General features: G+C 54.6%; 15 protein-coding genes and 5 tRNA genes. 1 reads left to right on the top strand and 19 read right to left on the bottom strand.

What is annotated here, in order from left to right; all coding sequences use genetic code 11:
* Positions 1-13: 13 nt before the first annotated feature.
* The 19 genes from rpoB to SCD_RS02980 form a co-directional block, all read right to left on the bottom strand.
* A complete protein-coding gene (rpoB, locus tag SCD_RS03070; protein ID WP_009206592.1) occupies positions 14-4,087 on the bottom strand; it encodes a DNA-directed RNA polymerase subunit beta in 4,074 nt (1,357 codons plus the stop codon).
* Positions 4,088-4,221: 134 nt separating this feature from the next.
* A complete protein-coding gene (rplL, locus tag SCD_RS03065) occupies positions 4,222-4,596 on the bottom strand; it encodes a 50S ribosomal protein L7/L12 (protein WP_009206593.1) in 375 nt (124 codons plus the stop codon).
* A 59-nt stretch (positions 4,597-4,655) separates the two neighbouring features.
* Positions 4,656-5,180 carry a 50S ribosomal protein L10 gene (gene rplJ / locus SCD_RS03060; protein ID WP_009206594.1) on the bottom strand — a complete coding sequence of 175 codons (525 nt, stop codon included), beginning with the start codon at positions 5,178-5,180 and terminating at the stop codon, positions 4,656-4,658.
* Between the two features lie 257 nt (positions 5,181-5,437).
* Positions 5,438-6,133, bottom strand: coding sequence for a 50S ribosomal protein L1 (gene rplA, locus SCD_RS03055; protein ID WP_009206595.1), 696 nt, complete (start codon positions 6,131-6,133; stop codon positions 5,438-5,440).
* Position 6,134: 1 nt separating this feature from the next.
* Positions 6,135-6,566: a 50S ribosomal protein L11 gene (gene rplK / locus SCD_RS03050; protein WP_009206596.1), complete on the bottom strand. Its 432-nt coding sequence runs from the start codon at positions 6,564-6,566 to the stop codon at positions 6,135-6,137.
* Positions 6,567-6,645: 79 nt separating this feature from the next.
* Complete coding sequence (gene nusG, locus SCD_RS03045) at positions 6,646-7,179, bottom strand: transcription termination/antitermination protein NusG (RefSeq protein ID WP_009206597.1); 534 nt, start codon at positions 7,177-7,179, stop codon at positions 6,646-6,648.
* Positions 7,179-7,526 carry a preprotein translocase subunit SecE gene (secE, locus tag SCD_RS03040; protein WP_009206598.1) on the bottom strand — a complete coding sequence of 116 codons (348 nt, stop codon included), beginning with the start codon at positions 7,524-7,526 and terminating at the stop codon, positions 7,179-7,181. Before secE ends, nusG begins: the two co-directional genes overlap by 1 nt.
* A gap of 102 nt (positions 7,527-7,628) precedes the next feature.
* Positions 7,629-7,704 (bottom strand) — tRNA-Trp (locus tag SCD_RS03035).
* A gap of 74 nt (positions 7,705-7,778) precedes the next feature.
* Complete coding sequence (tuf, locus tag SCD_RS03030; protein WP_009206587.1) at positions 7,779-8,969, bottom strand: elongation factor Tu; 1,191 nt, start codon at positions 8,967-8,969, stop codon at positions 7,779-7,781.
* A 41-nt stretch (positions 8,970-9,010) separates the two neighbouring features.
* A tRNA-Thr gene (locus SCD_RS03025) sits at positions 9,011-9,085 on the bottom strand.
* Positions 9,086-9,112: 27 nt separating this feature from the next.
* Positions 9,113-9,186: transfer RNA gene (locus SCD_RS03020), tRNA-Gly, on the bottom strand.
* Between the two features lie 86 nt (positions 9,187-9,272).
* Positions 9,273-9,357, bottom strand: a tRNA-Tyr gene (locus tag SCD_RS03015).
* 94 nt (positions 9,358-9,451) lie between these two features.
* Positions 9,452-9,527 (bottom strand) — tRNA-Thr (locus tag SCD_RS03010).
* Between the two features lie 338 nt (positions 9,528-9,865).
* Positions 9,866-10,297, bottom strand: coding sequence for a ClpXP protease specificity-enhancing factor (locus tag SCD_RS03005; protein ID WP_009206599.1), 432 nt, complete (start codon positions 10,295-10,297; stop codon positions 9,866-9,868).
* Positions 10,294-10,893, bottom strand: coding sequence for a glutathione S-transferase N-terminal domain-containing protein (locus SCD_RS03000; RefSeq protein WP_021035762.1), 600 nt, complete (start codon positions 10,891-10,893; stop codon positions 10,294-10,296). The genes SCD_RS03005 and SCD_RS03000 overlap by 4 nt, the downstream gene beginning before the upstream one ends.
* Positions 10,894-11,125: 232 nt before the next feature.
* Positions 11,126-11,839, bottom strand: a complete 714-nt coding sequence (locus SCD_RS02995; protein ID WP_009206601.1) for a cytochrome c1 — start codon at positions 11,837-11,839, stop codon at positions 11,126-11,128.
* Complete coding sequence (locus SCD_RS02990) at positions 11,839-13,074, bottom strand: cytochrome b (protein WP_009206602.1); 1,236 nt, start codon at positions 13,072-13,074, stop codon at positions 11,839-11,841. Before SCD_RS02990 ends, SCD_RS02995 begins: the two co-directional genes overlap by 1 nt.
* A 3-nt stretch (positions 13,075-13,077) precedes the next feature.
* Positions 13,078-13,671: a ubiquinol-cytochrome c reductase iron-sulfur subunit gene (gene petA, locus SCD_RS02985; protein WP_009206603.1), complete on the bottom strand. Its 594-nt coding sequence runs from the start codon at positions 13,669-13,671 to the stop codon at positions 13,078-13,080.
* 260 nt (positions 13,672-13,931) lie between these two features.
* On the bottom strand, positions 13,932-14,678 hold the full coding sequence (locus SCD_RS02980; protein WP_009206604.1) for a Nif3-like dinuclear metal center hexameric protein: 747 nt from the start codon (positions 14,676-14,678) through the stop codon (positions 13,932-13,934).
* Between the two features lie 82 nt (positions 14,679-14,760).
* On the opposite strand from SCD_RS02980, the gene SCD_RS02975 reads away from it, so the two are divergent.
* Positions 14,761-15,906, top strand: coding sequence for a Do family serine endopeptidase (locus tag SCD_RS02975; protein WP_009206605.1), 1,146 nt, complete (start codon positions 14,761-14,763; stop codon positions 15,904-15,906).
* The last annotated feature ends 13 nt before the right edge of the window (positions 15,907-15,919 follow it).

Below are 15,919 nucleotides of genomic sequence, written 5' to 3'. Positions count from 1 at the left end.
ACCTCTCACCAAATCAATAACGTTCCAAATCGATATCAATGGCCAGCGAGCGAATTTCCTTGACCAGCACGTTGAAGGATTCCGGCATGCCGGCATCGATCTTGTGTTCGCCCTTGACGATATTCTCGTAAATCTTGGTACGTCCGCTGACATCGTCCGACTTCACAGTCAGCATCTCTTGCAGGATGTACGCGGCGCCATAAGCCTCAAGCGCCCACACTTCCATCTCGCCGAAACGCTGGCCACCAAACTGCGCTTTACCGCCCAGAGGCTGTTGCGTGACCAGACTGTAAGGTCCGGTGGAACGTGCGTGCATCTTGTCATCCACCAGATGGTGCAGTTTCAGCACGTGCATGTAACCCACCGTGGTTGGACGTTCAAAGGTTTCACCGGTGCGTCCGTCGCTCAGGAATATCTGGCCGGATCGGGGCAAGCCCGCCAGTTCCAGCATGTCCTTGATTTCTTCTTCGGTTGCGCCGTCGAACACTGGCGTTGCGAACGGCACGCCGCCCTGCAGGTTGTGCGCCAGAGTCAGCACTTCCTCGTCAGTCAGTGAAGCGATGTCCTCGGTCTTGCCACTGGTGTTGTAGATTTTTCCGAGGAACTTGCGCATATCCTGAATCTTGGCCTGCGCCTTGAGCATATCGCCAATCTTGATCCCCAGGCCTTTAGCAGCCCAGCCCAGGTGAACTTCCAGGATCTGCCCCACGTTCATACGCGAAGGTACGCCCAGTGGGTTGAGCACGATATCCATCGGGGTGCCGTCGGCGGTATAGGGCATGTCCTCGATCGGAACAATCTTGGAAATAACACCCTTGTTGCCGTGACGACCAGCCATCTTGTCGCCAGGTTGCAGGCGGCGCTTCACCGCGACGTAAACCTTGACCATCTTCTGCACGCCTGGCGGCAGTTCGTCACCACTGGTCAACTTCTTCTTTTTCTCTTCGTACATCGCATCGAAATCGACACGTTTCTGCGCCAGACTTTCCTTCAGCTGCTCCAGTTGGCGTGCTTCATCTTCACCGGCAAGGCGAACATCGAACCACGAATGGCGCTCGACCTCAGTCAAATAAGCCTTGGTGATCTTGGTGCCCTTGGCCAGTTTCTTTGGTCCACCGTTGGCGGTCTTGCCGACTAGAAGGCGTTCAATCCGGCCGAAGGCATCGTTTTCGACGATGCGCATCTGGTCAGCCAAATCCTTCTTGAAACCTTTGAGTTCATCATCGATGATCTGCTGGGCACGCACATCACGCTCGATTCCCTCGCGAGTGAACACTTGCACGTCGATCACCGTGCCGGACATGCCGGACGGTACGCGCAGCGAAGTGTCCTTAACATCGGATGCCTTCTCGCCAAAAATAGCGCGCAGCAGTTTCTCTTCCGGCGTGAGCTGGGTTTCACCTTTGGGAGTAACCTTACCCACCAGCACGTCACCCGCCTCTACCTCGGCGCCGATATAGCAAATACCGGACTCGTCGAGACGACCGAGCATGCGCTCGGACAGGTTGGAAATATCACGGGTGATCTCTTCCGGACCGAGCTTGGTGTCGCGTGCGACAACGGAAAGCTCTTCGATGTGGATCGAGGTATAGCGGTCATCCGCTACCACGCGCTCGGAGATCAGGATCGAATCCTCGAAGTTGTAGCCGTTCCACGGCATGAACGCCACCAGCATGTTCTGGCCCAACGCTAACTCGCCCATGTCGGTAGATGCGCCGTCAGCGATTACGTCGCCCGCAGCGATGATGTCGCCGACCTTGACCAGCGGACGCTGGTTGATATTGGTGTTCTGGTTGGAACGCATGTACTTGATCAGATTGTAGATATCCACACCCACTTCGCCAGCGAGCGCCTCAACATCGTGCACCCGCACCACGATACGACCGGCGTCGACATGGTCAACAACACCGCCGCGACGAGCCTGCACAGTGGTGCCGGAATCCACCGCCACGGTACGCTCAATGCCAGTTCCCACCAGCGACTTCTCGGCACGCAGACAGGGAACCGCCTGGCGCTGCATGTTGGAGCCCATCAACGCACGGTTTGCATCGTCGTGCTCAAGGAACGGAATCAGCGAGGCCGCCACAGACACGATCTGCGATGGTGCCACGTCCATGTATTGCACTTTGTCCGGAGTGGACAGAGCAAATTCATTATGATGGCGGCAGGACACCAGGTCCTGCATGAACTTGCCATTCTTGTCGAGGTCGGCATTGGCCTGCGCAATCACATACTTGCCTTCTTCGATCGCCGACAGATAATCAATCTTGTCGCTAACCTTGCCGTCCACCACCTTGCGGTAGGGTGTTTCCAGAAAGCCGTATTCATTGGTGCGAGCGAACAGCGCCAAGGAGTTGATCAGACCAATGTTCGGACCTTCCGGCGTTTCAATCGGGCATACCCGGCCATAATGGGTAGGATGCACGTCACGCACTTCAAAACCAGCACGCTCACGAGTCAAGCCGCCTGGTCCCAAAGCAGAAACGCGGCGCTTGTGGGTAATCTCGGACAGCGGGTTGGTCTGGTCCATAAACTGCGACAACTGGGACGAACCGAAAAACTCCTTGATCGCGCCGGATACCGGCTTGGCGTTGATCAGGTCATGCGGCATCAGGTTCTCTGACTCAGCCTGAGACAAACGCTCTTTGACGGCACGCTCAACACGGACCAGGCCGGCACGGAACTGGTTCTCAGCCAGCTCACCAACAGAACGCACGCGGCGGTTACCGAGGTGGTCGATATCGTCAATCTCACCTCGACCGTTCTTGAGTTCAACCAGAATCTTGATCACCGAAACAATGTCATCATTATCCAGGATCATGTTGCCGGTCAACTCTTCGCGGCCGACACGACGATTGAACTTCATACGACCGACGGCAGACAGGTCGTAGCGCTCCTCGCTGAAGAACAAGCCATTGAACAAGGCTTCCACCGAATCTTCTGTGGGAGGCTCGCCAGGACGCATCATGCGATAGATGGCGACGCGCGCAGCAATTTGATCCAGTGTCTCATCAATGCGCAGGGTTTGCGAAATGTAGGGGCCCTGATCCAGGTCGTTAGTATAGAGCGTGTTAATTTTGACAATGCTTGCAGCTTGCAATTTCTCCAAAAGCTCTTCGGTAATCTCGTCGTTGGCGTTAGCAACGATCTCGCCGCTTTCCTTGTCCACAATGGCGTGAGCCAGCACACGGCCCATCAGGAAATCATCCGGCACGGTCACTTTCTTGATGCCGGCTTTCTCCATTTCACGGATATGTTTGACGGTGATCCGCTTGTCCTTGGGCACAATAATAGTGCCATCCTTTCCAGCAACATCGAACTTGGCGACTTCTCCACGCAAACGCTCCGGGACCAATTCGAACTGCACACCTTTTTTGGCCAGATGGAAAGTGTCGTTTACAAAAAATTGAGCGAGAATCTGCTCCGGCTGGTAACCCAAGGCCTTCAGCAGAATCGTCACCGGCATCTTGCGACGACGGTCAATACGGAAGTAGAGGTAATCCTTCGGATCGAATTCGAAGTCCAGCCAGGAACCGCGGTAGGGGATCACCCGTGCGGAGAACAGCAACTTGCCGGAAGAGTGGGTCTTGCCACGGTCGTGCTCGAAGAACACACCAGGAGAACGGTGCAACTGGGACACAATCACACGCTCAGTGCCGTTGATCACGAATGAACCAGAGCGGGTCATGAGCGGAATCTCGCCCATGTACACTTCCTGTTCCTTGACTTCCTTCACCGTCGGCTTGGAGGCTTCCCGATCCATGATGGTCAGGCGCACCTTGACACGCAGTGGCGCCGCGAAGGTCAATCCACGCTGCTGGCATTCCACCACGTCAAACGGCGGCTCACCTAGTTTATAGCTAACGAAATCCAGACGGGCATTTTTGGAATGGCTCTCGATCGGGAAAATCGAGCTGAATGCAGCCTGCAGGCCTTCGCTCTTGCGAACCTCGGGCTTGACTTCTGCCTGCAGAAAAGCTGCGTAGGAATTCAACTGGGTGGCCAGCAAAAAAGGCACTTCAAGCACACTGGCGCGCTTGGCAAAGCTTTTGCGGATACGTCTTTTCTCAGTAAAAGAGTAGCTCATAGTATCTCCATGAATGTTTCCGCATCAGAGGACGGAAGGTAGAAGACTGCGATCGGCGGTCTGCTATCTGCCGGCTTCTAAAAGCGGGAAAAGGCTGGCGGTTTCCCGCCAGCCTGATCTCGGTACAGCAGTGCTTACTTGACTTCGCAGGTCGCGCCAGCTTCGATCAGCTGCTTGGCAACAGCATCGGCATCAGCCTTGGAAACGCCTTCCTTGACAGCCTTGGGAGCGCCGTCGACCAAGTCTTTGGCTTCTTTCAAGCCCAGACCGGTGATGGTGCGAACAACTTTAATGGTGTTCACTTTATTCTCGCCAGCGCCGGTCAGAATGACGTCAAACTCGGTTTTTTCTTCAACAGCAGCGGCAGCACCAGCCGGAGCAGCAACGGCAACAGCGGCAGCCGCTGCGGAAACGCCAAACTTCTCTTCCATGTCCTTGATCATTTCGGACAGTTCGAGAACGGTCATGCCAGCGATTGCATCGAGAATTTCAGCTTTGGAAATAGCCATGATTTAACAACTCCTGAATAAATAATTTGAAACTGGATTTAAGATAATGTTGTAGCTGTTTATGCAGCCTGCTTTTGGTCGCGCACAGCAGCAAGTCCGCGTACGAACTTGGTCGGCACTTCGTTAAGCGTGCGTACGAACGTTGCGACTGGCGCCTGCATCGTACCCATGAGCTTGGACAGCAATTCGTCGCGACTCGGCATGGTGGCCAGGTTTGCGACATCCTTGGAGGACATCACAAAATTAGCCATGGCACCGGCCTTGATCACGAACTTATCATTGCCTTTGGCAAACTCATGTAGCACTTTAGCCGCCGCAACAGGGTCGCTGGAAATACCATAAGCAAGTGGCCCGACCAGATGGTCGGACAATCCCGCAAACGGTGTTTCCGCAACAGCACGACGCACCAGGGTGTTTTTCAACACGCGCAGGAAAACGCCGGCTTCGCGAGCCTTGGCACGCAGCTTGGTCATGTCTTTCACTTCCATGCCGCGATACTCAGCCACTACGATGGTCTGAGCACTTGCCAGTTGCGCGCTCACTTCCGCTACAACCGCTTTTTTCTCTTCAAGATTCAGACTCAATGTCTTCCCTCCTTCCGTTAAAATTAGCCCCGGAACCGGGTTGGTTTCCCGCCCGATAACCTGGACTTACCCACGGCGACCTTCATTCAGGAGAAACTGACGCCAGCCAATCACAATGCTGACGCTATATTTCAAAACCTGTCTGGGCACGCCATCTGCGTAGACGGCCTTGACCTCGCGGCCAGACCATTAAATCCTGCGGATATCTACGGTCTTTGACGGCCTGCCGGAGTTTCCCCCGGCAGACCCAAAGTTCTTTATGCAGCCAGAGTGCTTTGATCCACCCTGACGCCAACACCCATGGTGCTGGAAACAGCCATTTTCTTCAGGTACACGCCTTTGGAGGCAGCCGGCTTGGCCTTGTTCAAGGCATCAATCAGGGCCAGAAGGTTTTCTTTGAGAGCGTCTTCGCCAAAAGAAGCACGGCCGATGGTGCACTGTACGATACCACCCTTGTCGGTACGGTACTGAACCTGGCCTGCCTTTGCGTTCTTCACCGCTTCAGCCACATTCGGGCTTACTGTACCCACTTTCGGGTTAGGCATCAGCCCACGCGGGCCAAGGATCTGGCCAAGCTGGCCGACGATGCGCATCGCATCGGGGGTGGCAATAACCACGTCGAAGTCCATCTTGCCGGCTTTGATTTCAGCAGCCAGATCTTCGAAACCGACGATGTCGGCACCCGCTTCCTTAGCCTTGGTCGCATTGTCGCCCTGGGCAAAAACTGCGATACGCACGGTTTTGCCGGTACCACGTGGCAATACAACGGAGCCGCGCACCAGCTGGTCAGATTTACGCGCATCGATACCGAGATTCACAGCCACGTCGATGGACTCGTCAAATTTGGCGGTAGCGGTTTGCTTGACCAGCGTCAGCGCTTCAGCCAGCGGATAAGCCTTGGTGGGATCGACTTTGGCCGTGATCGCCTTGGTACGTTTGGAAATATGTGCCATGTTATACGCCCTCCACTTCAATGCCCATGCTACGGGCGCTACCGGCGATCGTACGTACTGCTGCATCCATATCAGAAGCGGTCAGATCTGGCATCTTCGCTTTGGCGATGTCTTCTGCTTGAGCACGCGTCAGCTTACCCACCTTGTCGGTGTGCGGACGCGGACTGCCTTTTTGCACGCCGGAGGCCTTTTTGATCAGCACGGTGGCGGGCGGCGTCTTCATGATGAAGGTGAAGCTCTTGTCCGCGTAGGCAGTAATCACTACCGGAATCGGCAGGCCAACTTCCAGACCCTGGGTCTGGGCATTAAACGCTTTGCAGAACTCCATGATATTCAGGCCACGCTGACCCAGTGCCGGACCGATGGGTGGGCTTGGGTTGGCTTTGCCTGCAGGCACCTGCAGCTTGATGTAACCTATGATTTTCTTTGCCACTTTTACAACTCCTCTAATATGGGTGCAAACGCTCTATACAAACCACCGTACCGAGCTCCCCAGTTAAAAAACCTTTAGATCAGGCCTTCTCAACCTGACTGAATTCCAGCTCCACCGGAGTGGAACGACCGAAAATCAGTACCGACACGCGCAACTTGCTCTTGTCGTAATTAACCTCTTCCACCATACCATTGAAATCGGTGAACGGGCCTTCCTTGACTCGCACCGCTTCACCCACCTCGAACAGCACCTTAGGCCTGGGTTTTTCCACGCCATCCTGGATCTGCTGCATTAGCGCGGCAACTTCCTTTTCACTGATTGGTGTGGGTTTCTGCGCGGAACCCCCGACAAAACCGGTCACCTTGGCAGTATTTTTTACCAGGTGCCAACTCTCATCGTCCATTTCCATCTGCACCAGCACATAGCCAGGAAAGAATTTGCGCTCGCTGATACTCTTCTGGCCGCTTTTCATCTCGACCACTTCTTCGACCGGCACGAGAATCTGACCGAACTTGTCCTGCATGCCTGCGCGCTCAATACGTTCCTGCAGAGCTCGTTGCACACTCTTCTCATAGCCCGAATAGGCGTGCACCACGTACCATCGCATTGCCATCAATCCCCCTGGCCCATCAGTAATTTGACCGCCCACATCAGGCTGGCATCCACAATCCACAGGAAAATAGCGATCACCACCACCAGCAAAAACACAACACCCGTGGTCTGAAAGGTTTCCTTGCGGGTCGGCCACACCACTTTCTTGGTTTCTACCCACGCCTCCTTGCCGAAAGCGAAAAACTGCTGGCCATGACTGGTAAAGCGTGCCACAAAAATGGCCATGCCCACGCCCGCCAGTACTGCCAGCACACGCAATACCAAAGCATGTTCGGACAGGATGTAGAATCCGGCAACACCCGCCGCAAGCAGCAGTATAGCCAGGCCCAACTTGAGTTTATCTGTCATAAGGTTTCTTTTTCGGAAATGCAAACAGCGACCGGCAAATTTGCCGGTCGCTCGATCAATTCATCACTACAGTCGCTTGTTCGCTTTTCCACACTATCTATTTGGCAGGCCAGGAGGGCCTCGAACCCCCAACCCTCGGTTTTGGAGACCGATACTCTGCCAATTGAGCTACTGGCCTATTTTTTTCGTGAGGGGTTAGAGGTGAGGCGCGAGAAGCTGCTTTTCCGCCTCACCCTCTCCCCTCACCGATTCTTACTCGATAACCTTAGCTACGACACCAGCACCCACGGTACGGCCACCTTCGCGAATCGCGAAACGCAGACCTTCTTCCATCGCGATCGGCTGTATCAGTGCGACTGTGATCGAGATGTTGTCGCCAGGCATCACCATTTCCGTGCCGGCCGGCAGTTCAATCGCACCGGTGACGTCGGTGGTGCGGAAGTAGAACTGGGGACGGTAGCCCTGGAAGAACGGGGTGTGACGACCCCCCTCGTCTTTGCTCAGGACGTAGATCTCGGCAGTAAACTTGGTGTGCGGGGTGATCGAGCCGGGCTTGGCCAGCACTTGGCCACGCTCGACGTCTTCACGCTTGGTGCCGCGCAGCAGTACGCCGACGTTGTCACCGGCCTGACCTTGATCCAGCAGTTTGCGGAACATTTCTACGCCGGTGCAGGTGGTCTTGATGGTGGGCTTGATGCCGATAATTTCAACCTCTTCGCCAACCTTAACGATGCCGCGCTCGATACGTCCGGTGACGACGGTGCCGCGTCCGGAGATGGAGAATACGTCTTCCACCGGCATCAGGAAGGCGCCGTCGATGGCGCGCTCTGGCTGGGGAATGTAGGTGTCGAGGGCTTCGGCCAGCTTGAAGATGCTGGGCTCGCCGATGTCGCTCTGGTCGCCTTCGAGGGCTTTCAGGGCGGAACCGATGATGATCGGGGTGTCGTCGCCGGGGAAGTCGTATTTGGAGAGCAGTTCGCGCACTTCCATTTCGACCAGTTCCAGCAACTCAGGATCATCCACCATGTCGGCTTTGTTCATGTAGACGATGATGTAGGGTACGCCGACCTGACGAGCCAGCAGGATGTGCTCGCGAGTCTGGGGCATCGGACCGTCTGCGGCGGACACGACGAGGACGGCGCCATCCATCTGGGCGGCTCCGGTAATCATGTTCTTGACGTAGTCGGCGTGACCCGGGCAGTCAACGTGGGCGTAGTGACGATTCGCGGTTTCGTATTCGACGTGCGCGGTGTTGATGGTGATACCCCGTGCCTTCTCTTCCGGCGCGCTGTCAATCTGGTCATAGCCTTTGGCTTCGCCGCCAAACTTCTTCGACAGGATCGTGGTGATCGCCGCGGTCAGCGTTGTCTTGCCGTGGTCAACGTGACCAATCGTACCTACGTTTACGTGCGGTTTCGTCCGCTCAAATTTGCCTTTTGCCATGATTATTTCCCTTTTAAGCAACTAATCCAGAACAAAAAATATGGAGCCCATGATCGGAATTGAACCGATGACCTCACCCTTACCAAGGGTGTGCTCTACCCCTGAGCTACATGGGCATAAAACCTGCGCTACCAACACTTAACTGGAGCGGGTGAAGGGAATCGAACCCTCGTCGTAAGTTTGGAAAACTTCTGCTCTACCATTGAGCTACACCCGCATTCCGAAACAATGACCCACTAGAGTCAGGAGCACCAAGACGAGCGCCCAGCCCGTCTTTATTTAAATCTACTACCACTAAAAATCTGGTGGAGGGGGAAGGATTCGAACCTTCGAAGGCAGAGCCGTCAGATTTACAGTCTGATCCCTTTGACCGCTCGGGAACCCCTCCGAACGTAACCGCTAATTATGCCGGTGTTGCACTTTCCTGTCAAACACATTTGCCGCGATTTGCATTTACTTACACCACAGCATCCCAAAACTTCTGGTGCCGGCACCAAGAATCGAACTCGGGACCTTCTGATTACAAATCAGCTGCTCTACCAACTGAGCTATGCCGGCCACGCAACAAAGGCGGGATTATAGGGCCTTCGCACGAGTTCGGCAAATCCAGTTACGACGCTTCGGAAATTTTTCACCGCTCTGTACCGGAATTATTAAATATCGACACATCTTATGAAGGACCTGCTGTCTGGCAACGAAACTGTGGAAAGCTTCGTTGGAACGGGCCTGCTTAAGCTTGACGACCGGGATTTTTGCTTACAAAAATGCGCACGCACTTAGAGGGGGGAGTGCGCTGAACGGGAGCCGCATAGTGATCGCGTGGCGCCCACAACTACCGATTCGTGAGCTAAGATCTGCGAATAGACGAAATCAACAACCCACTCGTCAGGAAATAGTTATTTCACAAGCTTCAGTTTCGGTTTTCCGCGTGGACTAGGCGGTTCCTCATCCGGGGATGGTGAAGATTCGTCACTATCCGAAGGCATTTCATCCTCCGCGCCACGAACGCCGACCCCTTCTTCAACCGCAAAGGAAAGACCCTGTGCATTTTCGCGGGCGTAGATGCTGACAACAGCATCAATAGGCACCTCAATGTCACGCGAAGCGCCATTGAAGCGCGCCGAGAACTGAATCACATCGTTGCCGATGAGAAGGTTACGCGTAGCCCCCTTGCTGACATTCAGGACTATCTGCCCGTCCTTCGCGAACTCCATCGGCACCCGGGTATGCTTGCCCACCACAACTACAAGATGGGGCGTAAACCCACTGTCAGTACACCATTCATAGATGGCACGAATGAGGTATGGTTTGGTGGACAGTTCACTCACTTGCGCATGGCTTTTTCGGACGGAGTCAACGCCTCGATAAATGCCGGTCGACTAAACAACCGCTCACCGTATTTCAGCAGGGCCGCAGCCTGCTTCGGCATGGAGATGCCGTAATAATCAAGGCGCCACAACATGGGTGCAATCGCCACGTCAAGCATGGAAAACTCTTCGCCCAGCATGAACTTCTGCTTGACGAACAGCGGCGCAAGCTGCGCCAGATTGTCACGCACTGCTGCGCGCGCCTTCTCCGCCGCCTTCTGGCTACCATGCTCGATCGCCGCGACATGACTGAACAGTTCCTGTTCGAAGCGATGCAGGAATAGTCGCGCCCGACCGCGCATCACCGGGTCAGCCGGCATCAGCTGCGGGTGAGGGAAACGCTCATCGATGTATTCGTTGATGATGTTCGCCTCGTGCAGAATCAAATCGCGCTCCACCAGTACGGGCACCTGGTTGTACGGGTTCATTACCGCCAGATCTTCAGGCTTGTTGTGAATATCCACATCGATGATCTGGAAATCCATGCCTTTTTCAAACAGTACGATGCGGCAACGCTGACTAAAAGGGCACGTAGTGCCGGAATAAAGGGTCATCATAGGTTTTTTGCTACTAATAGTGGTAGACATGTTTATATTGGCGAATCCGCGTGTCCGAAACCAGAATCCAGCTATCGGAATGAACGGCTTGCCGAGGGGAACATCCCCTTTGCGCTCCGGCCAATCGGCTCATACTAACATTTTATCGAGACGATTTACTAGAGCCCAAAGCGGAAACGGGCCATAGTGGCCCGTTTCCGCTGATTCAGGCTAGTAGCCTGATCACATCAGCTTAATGTATATCTTTCCAGTACTCTTTCTTCAGGTAATAAGCTGGCACGAAGAAAATAGCCAGGAAAAGCAGTACATAAATACCCAGCGTCATTCGCTTCGTCTTCGCCGGCTCGCCCATGTAATCCAGGTAATTCACCAGATCCGCCACCATGCCATCATACTCGACCGGCGTCATCTTGCCCGGCTTGGCCAGCATCAGCTTGTGGGTTTCGTGCTCACCGTGCTTCTCCACGTGCAGCACCTGCTCGCCCTGAAGTTCATTCAGCACGTGCGGCATACCTACCTTGTCGAAAGCCACATTATTCCAGCCGGTCGGCCGGGTCTCGTCGCGGTAGAAGCCGCGCAGATAGGTATAGAGCCAGTCCACACCACGAAAGCGGGCAATAACGGAGAGGTCAGGCGGTGGCGCACCGAACCATACCTTGGCGTCCTTCTTGCTCATGTTGTTGGTCATGGTATCGCCCACCTTGGCATCGGTGAAGATCAAGTTGTCCTTGATCTGCTGCTCGGTGAGGCCAATGTCCTGCAGGCGGTTGTAACGCATCGCCTGCGCACTGTGGCAAGAGAGACAGTAGTTGACGAAAGTTTTTGCGCCGCGCTGTAGCGACTGCTGGTCGCTCAGGTTGGTAGGCGCTTTGTCCAGATGGAGGTCGCTGGAAGCGAACGCCATCGTTGAAGCCAGCAGGCTTACGAGAAACAGTATCTTTTTCATTATCCTGTCACCCTTTCCGGTACGGGTTTGCATTTGTCGATTTTGGTGTACCACGGCATCAGCAAAAAGAATGCGAAGTAGATCACGCCAAAAATCTGGGAGAGAATGGTATAAAGCGGATTAGGTACCTGGGCGCCAAGGATGCCCAAGCTGATGAAGCTGACCACGAAAAGCCCCACCGCAACTTTGTAGATCGTTCCACGATAGCGAATCGACTTGACCGCGCCGCGGTCGAGCCAAGGCAGGAAGAAGAAGACCATTACCGCCGCGCCCATCGCGATCACACCCGGGAGTGGAGAACCGAACATTGGCGGCGTCGCACGCAAAATGGCATAGAACGGGTTGAAATACCACAGTGCACCAATGTGTTCCGGCGTTTTCATCGTATCGGCGGGAACAAAGTTAGCATATTCCAGGAAGTAGCCGCCCATATCCGGCTTGAAAAAGAGAATCGCGGAAAACACCATCAGGAACACTATCACCCCGACAATATCCTTCACCGTATAGTAGGGATGGAAAGGTATGCCGTCGAGCGGGAGGCCTGTTTTGGGATCCTTGTGCTTCTTGATTTCGATGCCATCCGGATTGTTCGAGCCCACTTCATGCAACGCAATGATGTGCGCCACCACCAAGCCGATAAGAACCAGCGGCACGGCAACAACGTGGAAGGCGAAGAAACGGTTCAGCGTGGCATCCGAGATCACATAGTCGCCGCGGATCCACAGAGAAAGATCCGGACCGATAAACGGAATGGCGCTAAACAGGTTTACGATCACCTGTGCTCCCCAGTAGGACAACTGGCCCCAAGGCAGCAGGTAGCCCATGAAGGATTCTGCCATCAGGGCCAGGTAAATCAGCATACCGAAAATCCAGACCAACTCGCGTGGCTTACGGTAGGATCCGTAGATTAAGCCGCGGAACATGTGCAGGTAGATCACGGCGAAGAACATCGAGGCGCCGGTGGAGTGGATGTAGCGAATCAACCAACCCCATTCCACGTCGCGCATGATGTATTCCACCGAGTAGAAGGCAAGGCCCGCATCCGGCTTGTAGTTCATGGCGAGGAAGATGCCAGAAACGATCTGGATCACCAGCGCCAGCAACGCCAGCGAGCCGAAAAAGTACCAGAAGTTGAAGTTTTTCGGTGCATAGTATTCGGAAAGATGCTCTTTCCACAGCTTGGTAAGCGGAAAACGCGCGTCCACCCAACCCAGCAAACTTGTAAGACTGTTCATTTATCAGGCTCCCTTGCTATCGTCGCCGATTAGAATACGGCTGTCGCTCAAATATTTGTGGGGCGGAATAACCAGATTGGTCGGTGCGGGAACGCCCTGGAACACGCGCGCAGCCAAATCGAACTTGGAACCATGGCAGGGGCAGAAGAAGCCGCCCGGCCAGTCGGCGCCAAGGTCCGCTGCACCGACCTCCTTGCGGAAGGTCGGCGAGCAGCCCAAATGGGTACAAACACCGACCGCCACCAGAAACTCTGGCTTGATCGAACGTGTCGCATTCTTGGCGTATTCGGGCTGCTGCATCATCTCGGACTTGGGATCGACCAGCTTGTCGTCATGCTTCGACAGAAGGTCCAGCATGTCCTTGGTGCGGTTCACGATCCACACCGGCTTGCCGCGCCACTCCACATTCAAGATCATACCGGGCTCGATTTTGCTGATATCCACTTCCACCGGCGCGCCCCCTGCCTTCGCACGCTGACTCGGCAACATGCTCGCGACAAAAGGAATGACGGTCACTACCGCCGCCACTCCACCGACCGCAGTCGTAGCAGCAATCAGGAACCTCCGTTTGCTGCGATCCACTTCATTTTGGCTCATACTCTGAATCCCCGTTTTCTTGGAAACCTCAACGGCACTCCCGATATTGAATTTAAGCTACCCAGTCAATACCGACGGCGCCAGATAAATAATCTGCCGCGAAACATTCCGGACAACCCTGTCCGGAAAATTTCTTGAGACATAAAAACCGCGAATTATAACCAATTTTTCTGAAAAACTTAAACAAATTTATTCGACAATCTTGCAGGACATAATACAATACATTGTTTTTTATACAAAAAGCGCAGTTACTGCTTATACTAAACCGGGTTATCAATGTCGATAAACTGATGACTGATGCCAAATTGTTGAGCGAGATGAGCTCCCAGTGCCTGCACCCCGTAGCGCTCGGTCGCATGATGACCGGCCGCAATAAATGCGACTCCCGCCTCACGTGCGAGATGGACGCATTGCTCCGAAATCTCACCGGTAAGAAAAGCATCCACACCAAGCCGGATTGCTTCCTCGAAGTATCCCTGGGCTGCGCCGCTACACCAGGCGATGCGCCGCACCGGCGTGTCCCCTTCGCCGATAATCAGTGGAGCACGGCCCAAGACTCTCGTTACTCTTTCTTCCAACCCACAAAGCGGCAACTCGTCAGTGAGTGCACCATGACAGGCAATACTCTGTTCACCAAACCTGCCTTCCACCTCGAATCCCAATTTTTGCGCCAACTGCGCATTATTACCCAGCACGGGATGCGCATCGAGCGGAAGATGGTAAGCCAGCAAGCTGACATTGTGGCGTAGCAGGAACTCTATCCGGGCGCGCTTCACCCCTGCAATACGGGCATCCTCGTTCTTCCAGAAATAACCGTGATGCACCAGGATCGCATCCGCCCCCACACCAATCGCTGCCTTGAGCAAATCCAGACTGGCCGTCACCCCGCTCACCAGGCGAAAAACCTCGGGCCGCCCTTCTACCTGCACCCCATTTGGGCAATAATCATGAAATTGGTCCGCATCCATTAACTGACCGGTATAAGCTTCGAGCTTGCAAAGTTCCATAAGCACCCCAAATTAAATTCTGGACGGCTCTCAACATGCCATCCATGATAAAACGCAATATTACCGATATCGAAAGAAAACTATGCGCAGACTCTGGCTCATTTTTGCACAAACCGCCACCATCAGTCTTGCCGCTCTATTCGTTATCACCACGCTGCAGCCCGATCTTCTGCCATGGCGCGGCAGCTCGGTGGTTACAGTCCGAGAGGCGCCATCAGGCGGCGTTGCGCAAAAGGCCGGCTCATTCAGTGGCGCCGCAAAAAAAGCCATGCCTTCAGTAGTCAATATTTTCACCAGCAAGGAAATTCCCGCGCCGCACAGCCCGTTCATGGGCGACCCACTGTTCCGCCGTTTTTTTGGCGACCGTTATGATGGCGAACCACAACGCGCGTCTAGTTTGGGTTCCGGCGTTATCGTCAGCACGGATGGTTATATTTTGACCAACCACCATGTCGTCGAGGCCGCGGACGAGATCGAAGTAGCTCTTGCTGATGGCCGAAAAAGTTCGGCAATAATCATCGGTACCGATCCCGATACCGATCTTGCTGTGCTGAAAATTGATCTGAAAAACCTGCCCGCCATCACCCTGGGCCATGCCGAGCATCTCCAGGTCGGAGACGTGACACTGGCAATCGGCAACCCCTTCGGAGTCGGACAGGCCGTGACGATGGGGATTGTTAGTGCCCTGGGGCGCAGCCACTTAGGCATCAACACCTTCGAAAATTTCATTCAGACCGATGCCGCGATCAACCCCGGCAATTCCGGCGGCGCACTGGTTGACGCTGGCGGCAATCTAATCGGCATCAACAGCGCAATCTATTCCCGTAGTGGCGGCTCGCTGGGTATCGGTTTCGCCATCCCGGTCAGCCTCGCCAAACAAGTGATGGAGCAGATCATCCTCCATGGCGGTGTAGTACGTGGCTGGATTGGGGTGGAGTTGCAGGACATCACGCCAGAGTTGGCAGAAACGTTCAAAATGCCCAAATCCAGCGGCGTCCTGATTGCCGGAGTACTGCGCGGTGGCCCGGCTGACCGTGCGGGTGTCAAGCCAGGCGACGTCCTGCTGGAAATCAGTGGAAAACCGGTCGGTGACTCCACCGACATGCTCAACCAGGTTTCCAGCCTGGAACCCGGCAAGGTCGCCGCGCTGAAGATTTTGCGCAACCAGACCGAAGCCCAGCTCCATGTCAGCATCGGAAAAAGGCCGAAAGCTCAGGCAAGCAATTGAAGTAAATTCTGCA

It is taken from the genome of Sulfuricella denitrificans skB26 (assembly GCF_000297055.2).
Taxonomy (GTDB): domain Bacteria; phylum Pseudomonadota; class Gammaproteobacteria; order Burkholderiales; family Sulfuricellaceae; genus Sulfuricella; species Sulfuricella denitrificans.
This window is presented reverse-complemented; position numbering and strand designations above follow the sequence as displayed.